The following is a 15,652-nucleotide window of genomic DNA, read 5'->3' on the forward strand; positions in this document are numbered from 1 at the left end:
CGGGAGACGCCATGCCTCACCGAGTGCTTATCCTCTCTTCCGACGTGGATGATGTCCGCATCCTGCACGAGGCTCTCGGCAACGCGCACGATGGCCCGTTCGATGTGGAGGATGTCGCTTGCCTGGCCGACGGACTACTTCGAATCCACAGTGGACCGATCGATGCGATCCTGCTGGATCTGCTGCTCCCCGATTGCCAAGGGCTGGATTGCTTCGATCGCGTGCATGCAGCCGCACGCCATATCCCGATCCTGACCCTATCCCGGCTCGACAACGAAGCCGATGCCATCGAAGCGGTCCAGCGAGGTGCGCAGGGCTGGCTGACGAAGGGCTTCTTCAATAATTATCTGGTGCCGCAGTCCCTGCGCAACATCATCGAGCGCATGAAGGTTGAGCGAGGATTATACGTTGCCCAGGCGCGTGCGGAAATCACGCTCAACTCGATCGGCGATGCGGTCGTCTCCGTCGACATGAACGGGCGCGTGGACTATCTGAATATCGCTGCTGAGCAGGCCTGCGGCTGGACGCGGGAAGAGGCGCGCGGACGGCCCATTGCCGAAGTGATCGAACTCGTCGACGAGCGCAGCGGCCGCACCACCGCCAGTCCTGTGGACGATATCCTGCATACGGATCAGGCCTCGAGCCTGAGCGGGAACGCGGTCCTCGTTTCACGTCACGGCCAGCGCATCCCGATCGAAGACTCCGCCGCCCCCATTCGCGACTGGGACCGACAGCTCGTTGGCGCCGTAATGGTGTTTCGGGATATTTCCGACACTGTGGCGCTGACCACCAAGATGCGGCATCTGGCGCAACACGATTTTCTCACCAACCTGCCCAATCGCGCTTTTCTTCACGATCGCGTCACCCAGGCAATTGCCATGTCCAGGCGCAACGACACCTCTCCGGTGCTGCTATTCCTCGACCTGGACAAATTCAAGAACATCAACGACTCCCTGGGCCACGCGGTCGGCGACCGGCTGCTGCAAGCGGTGTCCCAACGGCTGCTGGCCTGCGTTCGCACCTCCGATACTGTAAGCAGGCACGGGGGTGACGAGTTCGTGATTCTGCTGGCAAACGAACGTCGTGCGCGGGATGCCGCATTGGCGGCCGACAAGATTCTGCTGGCGCTGTCGGAGCCATTCGTCATCGGGACGCACGAACTGCATACGTCGACCAGTATCGGCATCAGCGCCTTTCCCCTCGACGGGATCGATGCCGCCACCCTGATCAAGAACGCCGACACCGCCATGTACCACGCCAAGGAACGCGGACGCAATAACTACCAATTCTTCCGCCAGGACATGAACACGCGTGCTGTCGAGCGGCAGCTAATCGAAACCAACCTGCGGCGGGCGCTGGAACACGGCGAATTCGCGCTGCATTACCAGCCCAAGGTCGACCTGCAAACCGATCGCATTACCGGTGTCGAAGCGCTGCTGCGCTGGATGCATCCCGAGTGGGGCGTGGTCATGCCGGAGCGGTTCATATCGGTCGCAGAAGAGTGCGGCCTGATCATCCCGATCGGGCGCTGGGTATTGAGCGAAGCGTGCGCGCAACTGGTACGCTGGAGCGAAATTGACATTTTGGAAGTGTCGGTTGCCGTAAACATTTCGACCCTGGAGTTCCGGCACCGGGATTTCTTGGCTAACGCGCTGGCGATCTTCGACGCCACCGGCGTGGACCGGGCACGTATTCAGCTTGAGCTGACTGAAAGCGTTCTGATGCACGATGTCGCCGCCAGCGCCCTGCTCCTGGCGAAGTTCAAGGCGATGGGAGTACAGATCGCGGTCGATGACTTCGGCACCGGCTACTCAAGCCTTAGTTACCTGAACGAATTCCCGATCGATGTGCTCAAGATCGACCAATCCTTCGTCAAGGCGATCGAATCCGAAAAAGGGGCTGGACGCAACGGCGCAATCGTCAGCGCGGTCATCGACATGGGCAGGAACCTGCACCAACGTGTCATCGCCGAGGGTGTCGAGGACGAGGTGCAGCTTGCTTTTCTCAAGAATCACAAATGCAACGAAGGCCAGGGCTTCCTGTTCAGCCAACCGGTCGATGCGGCGCAGATACAGGCAATGCTCGGCAGTGACAGGCGCGGATGACCGGCCTGCGCTGCGCGATGTCCCGATGCCGGGGTGCTTAGCCGGGGTCATTACGGCTTTCATGAGCAAGGCGCAAGGCGGCCGCATGGCCGGCCATGCACGACGAGCAACGCAGCTCACGCTTGCCAAGCGCGCCCGGCCCGACTCTCGCTTACCGGGCTGGGTTCTCGCTCGGGTCTACAGCCAGGCCTAGTTCCAGCCTGCGCGCTTCGAGGCGCTCCACCACGCTCGCCGCGAGCGTCCTGAGCGCATCGAGCTGGTCTTGTGTCAAGTGCCGGGGCTTCCTGTCGATCACGCATAAGGTGCCAAGCGCATGGCCCGAAGCGCTCCGCAGTGGAGCACCTGCATAGAAACGAATGCCGGGCTCACCAGTTACCAAAGGGTTCACGGCAAATCGCGCATCGAGCGTCGCGTCCGGTACTTGCATTATTTGTTCAGGCTGCTTGATCGCGTGTGCACAGAATGCATGCTCGCGCGGTGTCTCACGTGCCTGAAGACCCACGCGCCCCTTGAACCATTGTCGCTGTTCGTCGACCAGCGAAATGAGCGCGATCGGCGCTTCGCAGAAGGAAGCTGCCATGCGCGTGAGCTCATCGTAGGCTTCGTCTTCTTCGCTATCCATGATGTGCAGCGCGGCCAGCTCGGCAAGCCGAGCCTGCTCCGCCCGCGCCTCGGCGTCCAGCCGGCGTCCGTCGTATACGGTCGCCATGTCCGGCTGCTCCTGCCCTGCCGGTGGATCGAGCCTGTGCACGGCAGCGTGAAGCGCCCGCGCCAGATCGGCGAGTGCATAAGGCTTGGCAAGCAAGACGAACCCGTGGTCGGGATTCTCGACCAGCGCCTGGCTGTAACCGCTGCTGAGCACGACCGCCGCCCCGATTCCCGACTCGGCGATGGCATTGGCCAGATCGATCCCATTCATTCCAGGCAACATCACATCCGAAAACACCGCAGCGAAGCGGTCGGGTTCCTCGCGCAGCAATTCCAGCGCACGTTCGGCGCTGGGCACCACGACACTGGCGTAGCCGAGTTCCTGCAGCATGGTGTCGACCACGGCAGCCAATTCAGGATTGTCCTCCACGGCCAGGACACTGACGCCATCCCCTGAGGGAAGATCGGCAGCCTTGCGCGTGGCTGCCGGCGCCACCCTTGCAGCGCGAGCGCGCGGCAAGTAGAGTGTGAACGTACTGCCAGCGCCCGGTGCGCTCTGTACGCGGACATCTCCTCCCGATTGATGGGCGAAACCGAATACCTGCGACAATCCCGACCCGGTCCCATGCCCCACGCCTTTCGTTGTGAAGAATGGCTCGAAGATTTTTTCCAGGTGTTCCGGCGCGATGCCGGTTCCGGTATCGGCAAGCGAGACGGCGACAAATTCGCCTTCCACCGCGCCGCGCGTCTTGGTGGCCGGGATGGCTTCGACGACCTCAACCCTCACGGTCAGGGTTCCCCGCGCACGCATGGCATCGCGCGCATTGACCGCCAGGTTCACCAGGGCCGTGTCGAACTGGCTTGGGTCGGCGTCGATCAGGCATTCCTGATCCGAAACGTGGATGTTGACCTCGACCCCGGCGCCGGTGAGGCTGCCGATCATCTCGGCAACCGCGCGCGCATTCTCCCCGGCGTCGAACACTTCAGGCTGCAGGGCCTGCCTGCGGGCGAACGCGAGTAGTTGGCCGGTTAGCCGGGCCTCGTGTGACGGCGTTTCCAATCGATTCGATAAACCGCTGACGTCGCTCGTCGTTCAAGCTCGTCTTGCGTAAAAGCTCGGTGCCTGCCTTGATCACGGCAAGCACATTGTTGAAGTCGTGAGCCACGCCACCGGTCAGCTGACCGATCGCTTCCAGCTTTTGCGACTGTCGAAGCGCCTCCTGCGTATCGGCCAGTGCGCGCTGCTGTCTCACGGAGTCCGTGATATCGACCGCAGTCATGAACGCGCCGATCTGCATGTCGTCGGATCCACGCAAGACCTCGAACCGCATTTCATAGCTACACGGTTGGGACGCGCTTGCGTCGAATTCCTGCTGTACCGTGAACGCCTCGCCGCCGAGCGCCCGGCGCCACAGCCCAACAATCGCTGCCATCTGTGCTGGCGCGCCCTTCAACAGTTCCGGCAGACTGTCGCCAATCATGACGTTCGCGCCGTACATGCGCTTGTATTGGGCGATACCCGCGTCGTTGATGGCCAGGAGCCGGCAATCCATATCCAGTACCTGAATGGACATATCGGTTGCCTGGAACATTGCAATGAGAACGTCACGTTCGCTGGTGCGTTCCATGACACGCTGCTCGAGACGCATGTTCATGCTTTGCAGGCGGGTTTCGTTTGCGCGAAATTCCGACTCGATCGAGGCTTGGTGAATGCGCGCCAGCACCGCGCCAAGACTCGAACAAACATGGTGAAGCAGACGCAGGTCCCGGTACGAAAAGCCCGCTGTTTCGGCGGACAGGTAGAGAACGCCGAGCGGTTTGTCGCTCAGTCCGAGCGGGTAGACGATAGCGGTGATGGGCATCCCGACTGAGGCAGGTACGCCGGTCGCCAGCGCCTGTCGTACAAGCGCTTCTTTTGATATAGCGACGCTGCCCGCCAAGGGACCGGGCAGCGCGGATTCCACATCCGAATCATCGGACGCGTCACTACCATGTATCATCCTCAGCTCGCACTCCTCGAAATCGAGAATCCAGCGTAGCCGCGAATCGATCGTACGCTCGAGCTCCTTCAGCGTGGTCACCGACGCAAACTCGGATACCAGCTCGAGTACCAGGTTCAGCTGCGCAATGTCACGGCCCTTCTCCATGCGTCAAAGCTGGCTGAACATCTCGTCGTTTTCCACCTTGGTGGCATCGGCAACGATGTTGGCGTAGACCGCCAATGCCGACATCGAGATGAGTTCCATGATTTCCGACTCCGTCAGGCCAAGCCCCCGCAGGTTGCTGAAGTCCTCGGAAGTCAGGCTTTGCGGATCACGTGCGCATTTCAGCCCGAACCGGATGATTGCGCGTGTCTTGGGCGGATCGAGCGAATCGATATTCTCGGACAGCTGTGCCAGATCTTCTTCGCTTACGCCAAGCATGCGACAGCAGGCAAGATGCGCAGCTTCGCAGTACTGGCAATTCCTGTCGGCGGAAATTGCGGAGAACAGCATCTCTTTCAGCGTTCGAGGAAGGACGCCTCCGACCAAGGTGTTCTGGACGAGTCCCCAGCTTCCGCTTGCGGCCGCAACCGAATGGCCCTGGACCTTGATGAAGTTGGGCGGGGCAGGGAAACCCATACGGCGCTGAAAGTCCGTGTACAGCGCCCTGACTTCGGCACTTGCATCGCCAGGTTCCAGATTGTGAATGTTCGGCATGTCTCAGGGGATATGAGATGTCAGAACGACTCTCATGCGGTCAGGTGACGGTGCCGAATGCTAGCACGGCCACGGCATCGGGACGTTTCCTACCAGTTGATATTTGATCGCATGCCCGTATGAGATGTTGCCGTGGCATTGACCTGTCCCGCAACCAGTGCGACCAGCTGGGCGTCCTCGCCGATGGCAGCAGGTTCAATCGGACGCATCTCGCCGCGAGCCGCCTGATAGGGACCAGCAGGTCACGGAAAAACTGAACACCGCCTTGAACAGGTTCAGGGTGAGCTCAACTGATTGCTTAAGCAAGTAAAAAGCTCGCCGAAGCGAGCCTCTTGAACTGCGAAAAAGAAGTTTCCAGCGAGAAACTCACTCCCACTCGATGATCAATGGCTGAGATAAGCCTATGAATTGCTTGGCATTTTAATGGCACTTCTGGCCCAGTACCATTCACGATACCATGGCAAGGTCATCGATCCTTGACCCGGCAACAAGGTGCATTACCTTGATTTTACCCCGACCGCAACCACCATCCCCACCGTTGAGCCCTACGTTCATGGTATCGCGAACGATCTGCGCCGGCCGGCCCCAAACAAACCTGCGTCCGCGAAAGCCCGGGCGGTTCAGAGCGGTTAAGACATGGCTTACATGCGCCCCAACTCAGCGGACGCGTGGCGATTCAACTGTGATCGAGAATCTGACCCTGGATCCTGGACGCGGCGGAATGGCAACATCTGACTGGCGCACGCAGCAAAACATTCAGGGTGCGCTTCGTACCGCGCAGCCGGTCTGCTGTGGACGGGCTCAAGGCCGGTGAACAATGGAACCTGTTCTATCAGGCCGAATTCCGCAAGAAACAAGGCGACATCGAAATCAAGCTGTACGTTGCGCCGCCGGCGCCCCTGCGGTGCAGAGAGCGCTACTGCAGCGTCTCTTCGGTGAAAAACTGCAGTTACGCCCTGCCGACATGCTGGAACCGGATCCGACAGGCTGAAGAATTTCGTCTGGGCTCGGGTGAGTCCTTCAAGCTCTACAGGCAATTCGTCGCATGGGAAGAACAGCAGGATGGCAGCCTGTCGGTCAACCAGCTGGACGACGTCAAGAAGCGCTCCAAGGATGCTGTCGAGCGACATACCAGGGCGCTGCTTGGGCTCGGCAATATTCCAGCCGTATCAATGCGCCGCTGGTGCGCATCAGCAAGCTAAAGCGGCAGGTTCGCGCCGTCCAGTGCAGCGCGCGTTGGGGGACAGGGTGAATCCCGCGAGCTGCAACGCGACCTGGTGGGCGTGCGCTTCACGCACATGTTGCCGCAGGCGCGCCCTTGTGCGATGAGCCTGCTGGAAACGGGTCCGTGCGCGCAGGAGCGGCTCCGCCGCGCCGTCGTTCAGGCGACGTACGAGGGCCTGGAGCGCATGTTCGGACGCGGCCCCCGGTGCGCCGTTGCGGGCGGACCGATGCTGTTCGACGGCCACACGCACCCCATCGTCCTCGACCAGCCGGAGCTCGGCGGTCGACAGGACGACGCCCGACGCCGCCCGCAGGGACACGATGACGCTATGGCCGCTGTAACAGGCGCGATCGTAGGTGGCGACACAGTGCCGCATGAGCATGCCCTCCGCATGGAGTTGTCCGGCGTTGGTCAGTTCGGCGACAGTCACCTCGCCGAAGCGCATCGGCTGCGGAAGAATGGCGGGCCAGGCGGCGACGTCGGGCTCGTGCGCCGGCGTGCCTGGCGCTACGAAAGCATCCGCATGCCATTGGCGCGACAGGGCCAGCAATCGCCGCAGGCCAATCCCTGCAGCCCAGCGCAGGACAGCGTCCAGCGCGCCCTCGGCACTGGCATCGTCCCTGTCCTGTACAGCCTCGACCAGCGTACCCAGGAAGTCGGACGCATCCGCACATTCGGCAGCAAAACCCTGCTGATCGCGCCGCATGGCATCCAGGGCCCATCCGGGCTGCCGGCATTCGGCCAGCCAGCGCTGCATGCACGGGCCGTGCTGCACCGACCATGCGCTCATCCGGAGATCGCCACGATCGTCGCGGAAGCTGAAGACCCGGGCAAGCACGCCACAAAGCTGCATGAGACCGTCGAACTGCGCCGGCGACTGCGGGCGCCGCTCGGAAGGGAGCCAGGACAAGGCTGCCAGCAGCCTGCGCAGCCGGACATCGTCCAACTGCCAGTTCCCCGGCAGCGTCCTGCCGTTCAACCATCGGACCACCTCGCGCGGCACGTCAAAGGCGCGGGCGACGGCATCGTGCAAAGGCTCGGCGCAATCGATCGCTGCGCGTATGGTCGCCACTTCGCGCAAGATCCGGCCCCGTTCCGGTGCTGTAAGGAGCCGCGATAACCAGGGCAGTGCGCGCAAGGCCTGGACCCGGTAGCGGCTCTGTCCACCATCGCCGACAATGAAGTTGTACACGGCCAGGCGATCGAGCGGATGTCCGTACACGCTGCGTGCGTTCGCCACGTACGTCCGGGCCTGAACATCCAGGACGTTCACGTACGCCGCCATCGCGGGCTCGCCATGGCCGTCTACCGGGCCGCAGCCGCTCCGATCGGGCAGCGCGTCCGGCAGTCTTTCCAGCGCTCCCAGGCCGCGTCCCGTCCGCTGTCGATTGACGACGCACAGCATGAGTTTCTCGACCTGCGACGCTGCCATGACCGGGCGCGGGAGGTGCGCGGCATTTCGCTCCAGGCTTGCCCGAATTGCGCCATATCCGGCTGCCTGAAGTGCGCCCGCAATCTCACGATCGACGTCGGCGAAGAAGCTTTCGTCATAACCATGCTGCGGCAGTACTTGGGCCAGCACCCGGCACGCGTCGACCAGTGCATCTCGTGGTCCCTGTATGCCAATTCCGTACACTATCCCGCTGCGCAGCACGCAGCGTGCGGATGCAAGGGCGCGGCAGCCGGGCGAACCCGCGAGAGCGCCCAGCGGATCGGCCGTCACATGCATGAGCAGGAACCGGAGCGGTCCCTGCCCGGCATCACATGTCACCCATTGCATGCACTGGGCGAGCGACGCGGAAAGGAAAGATGGATCGGTAACAGGAAGATGCATCATGTGGGCGCGGAAGACGACTGAGCCCTTAGTGTGAGGGCAGCTGCGACAACGAACGTCGCACCTGCTGGCGACGGCGCCCCAAGGCACGCCGAAAGTTACGGCGTGCGACATGGCTTGTCGCCGGGGCCCGGACAATGCAACTTATCGGACGCCATTTCCATTCGCCAGCAAGGAGCCCAATGACCGTTCCCGCATCCTGTTGTCCTCTTGTGATTGCCGTAACCCCTCGTGCCCTGTTCGACCTGCGTGAAGACGACCAGCCGGTTGAGCTCGACGGACTGGCAGCAGTTGCAGCCTGTAGACACATGCATGAAGCGGTTCCGCTGCCCCCGGGCAGCGCGTTTTCTTTCATCCGCAAGCTACTGGCGTTGAATACCGGTGGGCGCCGGCAGGTAGAGGTCGTCCTGGTGTCGGCGGATAGTGCCGATACAGGGCGGCGGGTCCTTCGGTCGATCGGCCACTACCAGTTGCCGATCGCGCGCGCCGCGTTCACGCGCGACGCGCCATGCCACCGCTATGCCGCAAGCTTTGGTGCGGATCTGTTCCTCTCGACCGACGCCGACGATGTCCATCTCGCGCTCGGCCAGGGAATGGCCGCCGCGACCGTGATCGAAGGCGCGGCAAGCGAAACCGGAGATGAGATCCTGCGAATCGCCTTCGATGGGGACGCCGTGCTGTTTTCGGACGAAGCCGAGCAGGTCTACGTGCACGCGGGACTCGACGCGTTCACCCGCAGCGAACATGAAGCACGCCACGTGCCGCTCGAGCCAGGTCCTCTTCGGCCGTTCCTGTTCCATTTGCACCGTCTCCAGGCCTTGTATGAACGCGAGGCCTGCCCGATCCGCACGGCGCTGGTCACCGCGCGCAGCGTTTCTGCCCACGAACGCGCACTGCGTACGCTGGATGCCTGGCGCATCGAAGTCGACGAAGCCATGTTCCTGGCCGGGATGGACAAGGGACCGATGTTGCGCTGCTTCGGCGCAGACCTCTTCTTCGATGACCAGAAACGCAATTGCGACCAGGCGGTTGCTTACGTACCCTGCGCCCACGTGCCGTACGGGATCAAGAACCGCCCTGTGCGCCCGACTCTCCTGCGGGTGGCCTGAGACTGCGTATCGCTATTCCGATAGCGGCTTGAGCAGGAAAGCCGGCAAGGATGCGCGGAATTCCTCCCGCGTCTGATCGGGAACCATCCGGAGGTCGAGCACCCATTCGCGCATCACTTCGCCGGCCACGACCTCGAGAATCAGCTCGTCGTTCCAGAAGGTCCTGGGCGGATAGCCCGTCCTTCGCCGCTCGCCCCTGACCGCACGAATCACGCCGCTGAACCAGGTCGCCGGCATCGGAAATTCGCTGCGCGGGAAAAGAAGCGCCAGCAATGCGTGGGCGCGCGGCCTGAGCTCCACCATGCACAGAAAGCGGCCCTCGGGCCGGTCCCGGACTTCCCAGGCGGCGTAGTAGCCGTTCGAGCAGCCCGGCCAAGGACTCAGGCGCGGCCGTGGCGAAAGCAGTGCGAGGCAGGCATTCAGGGGAAACTCCCAGGTCTCGTATGCCGCATCGCCGACCTGAAGGGTTTCTGCGAAATCCATCGTCATCAGCCGCCCTCCTGCAGGGGCCCGGCCCGGCCGGTGTCCACTGCCTGAGACAGCACCAGCCGCACCAGCGCGCCGATAGCGGGTGCCGCCGATGCGCGCGTGCCGGCCACGTTCAGCGTCCTTGCCCGATGCCGGGCCAGGAAGCGCGCCACGTATGCCGGATGCACTCCGGGGCGTACGTGCAGCCAGGGCTTGCCCATGCGATCAGCGAACGCCGCAGTCTGACCGCCCGAGACCCGCATGAAGCCGTCGCCGGCCATGAATACGTCTTCCATTCATCCTCCCATAGGCATTCAACGGATCCCATTCTGGCCGCACCCTGCGACACAGCGTGTCGCAGGGGTATGGACAATGACTTCATCACATGGAGGAACTGAATGAACAACGCCGCCGCACTACCACCCCCGCCATTGCCCCGATTGTCCACCTCTGGATCCTTCGCATCCTCATGCCGCTTGGTGGCCATCGCGAACTGGTCAGGCCGCGCGGCTTCAAGGAGGAAGGTGTTGCTCGCGTGCTGGGACTGGAGAAATGGATCGATCCGGAAGACTTCGACTTCGATCCCGCGGTTGTCCGCACCCGCCTGCGCGAGCTTCACCGCCAGGCCGAGCGTACGGCGGAGCGCGCGCTGCCCGCGGTCCTGGAAGCCAACCTGAAGCGCCTGGCTGCCCTGGTCGGCATGTCCGATACCGAGTGCCGGATCCTCGGTTTCGCCACCATGCTGCACCATGAGCGCGATCTCGACAGCGCGGCGGACACGCTGGGAGCCCTGTCGTCCTCCGCGATCGTCGACGTGCTGGCCGCGTTGCTCGACTTGCCGGAGCATGAGGTGCGCGGCGCACTGTCGATCCAGGGCGTGCTGGCGCGTTCCGGCCTGCTCAGCGTGGACCGCTCCGGCACCAAGCTGTTGCGTGGCAAACTTGACCTGCTGTCCGACCAGTTCGCCGATTCGATCCTGAAATCAGAATCGGACCCGGTCGTCCTGCTGCGCGACATGGTCGCGCCAAGCACGCCGGCGCGCCTGTCGCTGGCTGACTTCAGCCACCTCGACGAAGCGCTGGCCATCCTGAAGCCCTACCTTGCACAAGCCGTCGCCGGCAGCCAGCAAGGCGTCAACATCTTCGTTTATGGCGCGCCGGGGACCGGCAAGAGCGAGCTGGCGCGGGCGCTGGCCGCGGTGCTCGAGTGCGAGCTGTTCGAGGTCGCAAGCGAGGACGAGGACGGCGACCCGGTCACCGGCGAGCGCCGGCTGCGCGCCTATCGTGCAGCCCAAAGCTTTTTTGATCGGCGCCGCGCCATGCTGCTGTTCGACGAGGTCGAAGATGTCTTTGGCGACAGCGGCAATCGATTTGGCCTTCACAGCACTGCGCAGCGCCGCAAAGCCTGGCTGAACCGCACACTCGAGCAAAACCGTGTGCCGACCCTGTGGCTGTCGAACTCGATCGACGGCATCGATCCAGCCTTCATGCGGCGCTTCGACGTGCTGGTCGAGGTGCAGGTGCCGCCACGTGCCCAGCGCGAGCGGATCCTGCAGGCGACCTGTGGCGACCTGGCCGGCGCCCCGACGCTCGCGCGCATGGCGTAGGCCGAGGCGCTCGCGCCAGCCGTGGTCGACCGCGCCGCCTCGGTGGTGCGTGCGATCCGCGGCCAGTTCGACGCGGCAGGGAGCGCACGTGCGCTCGAATGGCTCACCAGCCGCACGCTGGAAGCGCAAGGCCATCCGGGACTGGATGCGGGCGCAGCATGCCAACTGCCCAGCCACTACGATCCCGCCATCCTGAACGCCGATGCCGACCTCTCCCGGCTGGCGGCCGGGCTCGCACGGAATCGCAGCGCGCGGCTGTGCCTGTACGGTCCGCCCGGCACGGGAAAGAGCGCGTTCGGCCGCTGGCTGGCGGACCGGCTCGGCATGCCACTGCTGCTGAAAAGCGCGTCGGACCTGATGTCGAAATGGGTGGGCGACAGCGAAAAAGCGATCGCGGCCGCCTTCCGCCAGGCCGAACGCGAAGGCGCGCTCCTGATGCTCGACGAGATCGACAGCTTCCTGCGCAAGCGCGAGGGTGCACAGCACTCCTGGGAAGTCACCGGCGTCAACGAAATGCTGACCCGCATGGAAGGCTTCGGTGGGGTGTTCATCGCATCGACGAACCTGATGGAGGCTATCGATGCGGCAGCGCTGCGGCGCTTCGACTTGAAGATTCGGTTCGACTACCTGGGACCGGACCAGGCAGCGCTGATGCTGGCGCGCCAATCCACGCTTCTGGAGCTGGCGCCGCCGGAAAAAGCCGAGCTGGCACGGGTACGCCGCCTCGCACTGTTGACGCCAGGCGACTTTGCCGCCCTCGCCCGCCGCCATCGCTTCACGCCATTTACCGGTTGCGCTCAGTTCGTCGACGGACTGGAGCAGGAATGCGCGCTCAAGCGCGGCAAGTCTGCAGGGATCGGTTTCCTGGCGTGAAGTGCACGGCCAGGTTATTTCTTTTAGGCAATAATGGTGCAATAATTGAGTTTTGGAAAATGAGAACCGATATGCTTCAAACTATTCTTGATGATCTGTGGCGTAACTGGATGTTCCGCATCAGTTTGTCGTCGAACGAACTTTTCCATTCGAATTTCCTGCAAACGGTTCTTGGCGAACAGGAGTCGGACGAGGAAGACGACAAGACCTGTCTGAGCTCCTGGGAGCGGGTCATGGCATTGGCTACCTGGGCGAGGCTGGATCCTGCCTGGATCGCGGACATCCAGAAGAAATTCGGCAGCTACCCTGTCGCTGTATACCGGGAGTGGAAACAGCTTGACTTGGCCGTCGTCGTTCGCGTTCCGGAAGGGGCAAAACAAGGGAGCGAAGTCGTGTTGTTCGCCCTCGAGCTGAAAATCAAGTCCTATCCCTCACGCACCCAACTCGAAGGCTATCTGGATGTGATGAAAACGCACAGCGGGGACAAGTGGAGCTTTGAACCGCAGCTGGTCTTGCTGTCGCTGATTACCCCGTTGGAGGACCTGGATGCACTGCCCGGGCTCACAACCATGGATTTCGCTCAGCTGGCACGCGGCCTTCAGGGGCTTGCTTCATCCAGCGGCACGCTGGCGCCGGCGATCGCGGAATACGTACGATGCTGCGACGCGCTGTACCGGCTGAGCCAGTGCTGGAAGGATCAGCTGGGGCCAGAAACCACGCTCCGGGACGTCATCGGGATGCGTTCGACCTACCGGCGGCTGAATCCCATCTGGTCGAAACTGTGCGCCGCCTATGTGTGCGAACTGGTGAAACAAGAGATGGAAGGATTTGACGTGCCGGACGGTCTTGAATTGAGGACGGTACCCGGCTTCTCGAACGCCAACTGGAGTGCGGATTTGCTCTGGTGCAGGCGGGATCATCCCGGTACCGCAAAGAAGCGCGGAAACAGCGCGACCGACGTGATCGCCAAAGTTGGCGTACAGATCGAAGGCGACACGTTGCGCTTCATGCTCAACGCACTCAACGTTGGAACAGGGGGCGGGACTGCGCGCAGCATCGTCGAGGCGGTGTTGATGTCGCAGGCGTCCAGCCACGGCCTGTACCAGCGCCTGCATGCCCTGTACATGCTGCGGCAAGCGCAAGCCGGGGGCGCCGCCGTCCCGGACACGCGCGATTTCTGGAATAGCCATCGCGGCGTGCTCATTTTTCAAAGCGGATTGCCGGCACTCAGCACTCCGAAAGACCAGAGCGGATTCAAGCTGACCGGCTATACCAACAGCATTAATTTCGGGCATGCGGATTACCGTCTCAGGCTCGATCCTGTAGTCAGCCTCGGCCAGATCAGCAGGATGATCGCAGCCGCGCTAAAAGGCGAATACAACGCCAACGGACATCAGGCTTTCCTGGGCGTGTTGACCGATCGAGCGGCTTTTGTGGTCGCCGACTGACGTCGCTCCTTGCTGTATTTTTCCAATAAAACTTTGCCGTCCGGAGATTACAACGCTTGGTGAAATGACATGCACCATTCGCGCAATCCCGCATATCCTAGTCGAATGAAAACTCAGCCCATAAAAAAAGCTCGCCGAAGCGAGCTTTTTTACGCTACAAGAGCGGAGTTTCCATTGGAAAACCTCACTCCCACTCAATCATCAATTTGAGAGATAAGCCCCTGATTTAACAAGCCTTCTCTCCCGAAAAACTCATCATTACCATGGTGAGTACCATTGAAACTCTGCAATCGCGGACAATTGCGTCCTTCAACGATAACGCCAGGGCTCGACATCGAACCTGGCATCGTTGGTCGCAAGGCCGGCGTCAATCAACACGCGCAGGAGCACAGCTTTAAGTTCATCCGCCCTAGCTCCGGTGTACTCGCTGTTATGAAGCGGTTGCGCCGGGATGAAACGCTGCGAATGCTTCACCGGATCGTCTTCCGTGATGTCAATGATGAGGTGCATAATCAGCCCGGGCATCCCGTCGGTCGGCCGGATCCCACGCGTGCCAATGCTCGCAGACGTACGATCCTGGTTGATGTATACGGCCAGACCACCAGGCAGATCTTTGACCGGTTCGTGCATCTCCTGCAGCGTTCTGGCGCTGCAGAATGTGCCCATGTTCGCCCGGCGGGGCGTCGAATGCGGATGCAGCAAAGCGCTGACTGAAGGACAGTTCCGGACGAGATAATCGCCGAGCGCCGCGTACACTTGGTTCAGGGCCGTCTGCACCTGGCGGGTTGTTCGCCCATTTTGCGTGCGGGCGCGATCCGACACTAAATCGAATCGCTGGTGGTCGACGATCACTTCGTCCCCACGCAAACGGTTCTGATGGGGATCGAACGGCAGAACGGCACGCTCCAACGTGCGCCCATCCGGCGTGATGCATCCTGACCGGTAGTGCGCCTGAACGCCACGATACCAATCGCTCTCTGGCACGAAATGGAGGTCCATTATTTCCACGAGCGTAGGATTGCCCGGTATGACCAACCGGTCGCGCACGATGTCTGCGATTAGCGCCGCTATCGCGCGTGCGTGTCCGTCGACGCGAGCAAAACACGCATTCGCATCGCCAGCGCGGTTCGCGTCGACGGTGCCATCGGTGTCTTCGAATCCGCGCGTGAGAAGCGCAGTTAGCCGGATGACCTCACGGCAGAGGCCATCGACTTCGACGTACACACGGTAATACACTGGCCAGTGTCGGACGGTCACGTTTGGCCCGGCAAACAGGCCGAACACCAAATTGCCCAGCTCTGTCAGTTCGCGTAGCAGATATGGCGAATTTGTGGCCTCGATTATCGTGGTCTGTTTCAATACGTTCTCCTTCAACTATACGGTCTCCGCGACTTGCTCCCCCGGACAGTACCCATATAGTGCAACGGCATCGCGACAAAATACGTCGCACATTAAGCCTTGAGAGCCCACCAAACGACAACTATCCCAAAGCTAGCGATCATCGGCTTCGTCACACAAGTCATACAGTTCGGTAAGTAGCGTCGCTACCTCGTCAAGGATTTGCTCATAGGACGCGCAAGCTGTGCGCATGTGCTGTCATCATTATTTATAAGCGTCCTCGAACCGTATAACCGCTT

General features: G+C 61.9%; 13 protein-coding genes. 6 read left to right on the forward strand and 7 right to left on the reverse strand.

What is annotated here, in order from left to right; translation table 11 throughout:
• Positions 1-11 precede the first annotated feature (11 nt).
• Complete coding sequence (locus HMPREF9710_RS14870; protein WP_005667592.1) at positions 12-2,105, forward strand: putative bifunctional diguanylate cyclase/phosphodiesterase; 2,094 nt, start codon at positions 12-14, stop codon at positions 2,103-2,105.
• A 151-nt stretch (positions 2,106-2,256) separates the two neighbouring features.
• Here the strand turns inward: HMPREF9710_RS14870 and HMPREF9710_RS28820 are convergent, their stop codons facing one another.
• The 3 genes from HMPREF9710_RS28820 to HMPREF9710_RS14880 are packed head-to-tail and all read right to left on the reverse strand — an operon-like array spanning position 2,257 to position 5,452.
• On the reverse strand, positions 2,257-3,813 hold the full coding sequence (locus HMPREF9710_RS28820; protein ID WP_051205092.1) for an ATP-binding protein: 1,557 nt from the start codon (positions 3,811-3,813) through the stop codon (positions 2,257-2,259).
• Positions 3,737-4,900 (reverse strand): PAS domain-containing protein, encoded by a 1,164-nt coding sequence (locus HMPREF9710_RS26635; protein WP_005667598.1) that lies wholly within the window; start codon positions 4,898-4,900, stop codon positions 3,737-3,739. Before HMPREF9710_RS26635 ends, HMPREF9710_RS28820 begins: the two co-directional genes overlap by 77 nt.
• Before the next feature lie 3 nt (positions 4,901-4,903).
• Positions 4,904-5,452, reverse strand: coding sequence for a carboxymuconolactone decarboxylase family protein (locus HMPREF9710_RS14880; protein ID WP_051205093.1), 549 nt, complete (start codon positions 5,450-5,452; stop codon positions 4,904-4,906).
• Between the two features lie 761 nt (positions 5,453-6,213).
• Between HMPREF9710_RS14880 and HMPREF9710_RS14885 the strand changes: the two genes are divergently transcribed.
• Positions 6,214-6,654 carry a hypothetical protein gene (locus HMPREF9710_RS14885; RefSeq protein ID WP_157225577.1) on the forward strand — a complete coding sequence of 147 codons (441 nt, stop codon included), beginning with the start codon at positions 6,214-6,216 and terminating at the stop codon, positions 6,652-6,654.
• Here the strand turns inward: HMPREF9710_RS14885 and HMPREF9710_RS14890 are convergent.
• The gene (locus HMPREF9710_RS14890; RefSeq protein WP_157225578.1) at positions 6,643-8,514 is read right to left on the reverse strand and encodes a PcfJ domain-containing protein; all 1,872 of its coding nucleotides are present in this window, start codon (positions 8,512-8,514) and stop codon (positions 6,643-6,645) included. The genes HMPREF9710_RS14885 and HMPREF9710_RS14890 overlap by 12 nt on opposite strands.
• 179 nt (positions 8,515-8,693) lie before the next feature.
• Between HMPREF9710_RS14890 and HMPREF9710_RS14900 the strand changes: the two genes are divergently transcribed.
• A complete protein-coding gene (locus HMPREF9710_RS14900; protein ID WP_005667606.1) occupies positions 8,694-9,620 on the forward strand; it encodes a 5'-nucleotidase in 927 nt (308 codons plus the stop codon).
• 12 nt (positions 9,621-9,632) lie between these two features.
• On the opposite strand, the gene HMPREF9710_RS14905 is transcribed toward HMPREF9710_RS14900, so the two are convergent.
• Both HMPREF9710_RS14905 and HMPREF9710_RS14910 read right to left on the reverse strand, forming a co-directional pair.
• Positions 9,633-10,109 (reverse strand): hypothetical protein, encoded by a 477-nt coding sequence (locus HMPREF9710_RS14905; RefSeq protein WP_005667609.1) that lies wholly within the window; start codon positions 10,107-10,109, stop codon positions 9,633-9,635.
• Positions 10,109-10,384: a YpsA SLOG family protein gene (locus tag HMPREF9710_RS14910; RefSeq protein WP_005667611.1), complete on the reverse strand. Its 276-nt coding sequence runs from the start codon at positions 10,382-10,384 to the stop codon at positions 10,109-10,111. Before HMPREF9710_RS14910 ends, HMPREF9710_RS14905 begins: the two co-directional genes overlap by 1 nt.
• Before the next feature lie 173 nt (positions 10,385-10,557).
• On the opposite strand from HMPREF9710_RS14910, the gene HMPREF9710_RS28580 reads away from it, so the two are divergent.
• From HMPREF9710_RS28580 to HMPREF9710_RS14920, 3 genes are all read left to right on the forward strand, one after another.
• A complete protein-coding gene (locus tag HMPREF9710_RS28580) occupies positions 10,558-11,694 on the forward strand; it encodes an AAA family ATPase (protein ID WP_229409809.1) in 1,137 nt (378 codons plus the stop codon).
• A 21-nt stretch (positions 11,695-11,715) separates the two neighbouring features.
• Positions 11,716-12,567 carry an ATP-binding protein gene (locus tag HMPREF9710_RS28585; RefSeq protein WP_005667614.1) on the forward strand — a complete coding sequence of 284 codons (852 nt, stop codon included), beginning with the start codon at positions 11,716-11,718 and terminating at the stop codon, positions 12,565-12,567.
• Positions 12,568-12,638: 71 nt separating this feature from the next.
• The gene (locus HMPREF9710_RS14920; protein WP_040776332.1) at positions 12,639-14,015 is read left to right on the forward strand and encodes a hypothetical protein; all 1,377 of its coding nucleotides are present in this window, start codon (positions 12,639-12,641) and stop codon (positions 14,013-14,015) included.
• A gap of 309 nt (positions 14,016-14,324) precedes the next feature.
• Here HMPREF9710_RS14920 and HMPREF9710_RS14925 read toward each other — a convergent pair whose 3' ends face one another.
• Positions 14,325-15,374 (reverse strand): hypothetical protein, encoded by a 1,050-nt coding sequence (locus HMPREF9710_RS14925; protein WP_005667618.1) that lies wholly within the window; start codon positions 15,372-15,374, stop codon positions 14,325-14,327.
• Between the last annotated feature and the right edge of the window lie 278 nt (positions 15,375-15,652).

It is taken from the genome of Massilia timonae CCUG 45783 (assembly GCF_000315425.1).
Taxonomy (GTDB): Bacteria; Pseudomonadota; Gammaproteobacteria; order Burkholderiales; family Burkholderiaceae_D; genus Telluria; species Telluria timonae.

Coding starts and splice junctions, on each gene's coding strand:
- HMPREF9710_RS14890 (WP_157225578.1), bottom strand. CDS start 8,514: ATGATGCATCTTCCTGTTACCGATCCATCTTTCCTTTCCGCGTCGCTC.
- HMPREF9710_RS28580 (WP_229409809.1), top strand. CDS start 10,558: ATGCCGCTTGGTGGCCATCGCGAACTGGTCAGGCCGCGCGGCTTCAAG.
- HMPREF9710_RS14880 (WP_051205093.1), bottom strand. CDS start 5,452: ATGCCGAACATTCACAATCTGGAACCTGGCGATGCAAGTGCCGAAGTC.
- HMPREF9710_RS14910 (WP_005667611.1), bottom strand. CDS start 10,384: ATGGAAGACGTATTCATGGCCGGCGACGGCTTCATGCGGGTCTCGGGC.
- HMPREF9710_RS14900 (WP_005667606.1), top strand. CDS start 8,694: ATGACCGTTCCCGCATCCTGTTGTCCTCTTGTGATTGCCGTAACCCCT.
- HMPREF9710_RS14905 (WP_005667609.1), bottom strand. CDS start 10,109: ATGACGATGGATTTCGCAGAAACCCTTCAGGTCGGCGATGCGGCATAC.
- HMPREF9710_RS26635 (WP_005667598.1), bottom strand. CDS start 4,900: ATGGAGAAGGGCCGTGACATTGCGCAGCTGAACCTGGTACTCGAGCTG.
- HMPREF9710_RS14920 (WP_040776332.1), top strand. CDS start 12,639: ATGCTTCAAACTATTCTTGATGATCTGTGGCGTAACTGGATGTTCCGC.
- HMPREF9710_RS14870 (WP_005667592.1), top strand. CDS start 12: ATGCCTCACCGAGTGCTTATCCTCTCTTCCGACGTGGATGATGTCCGC.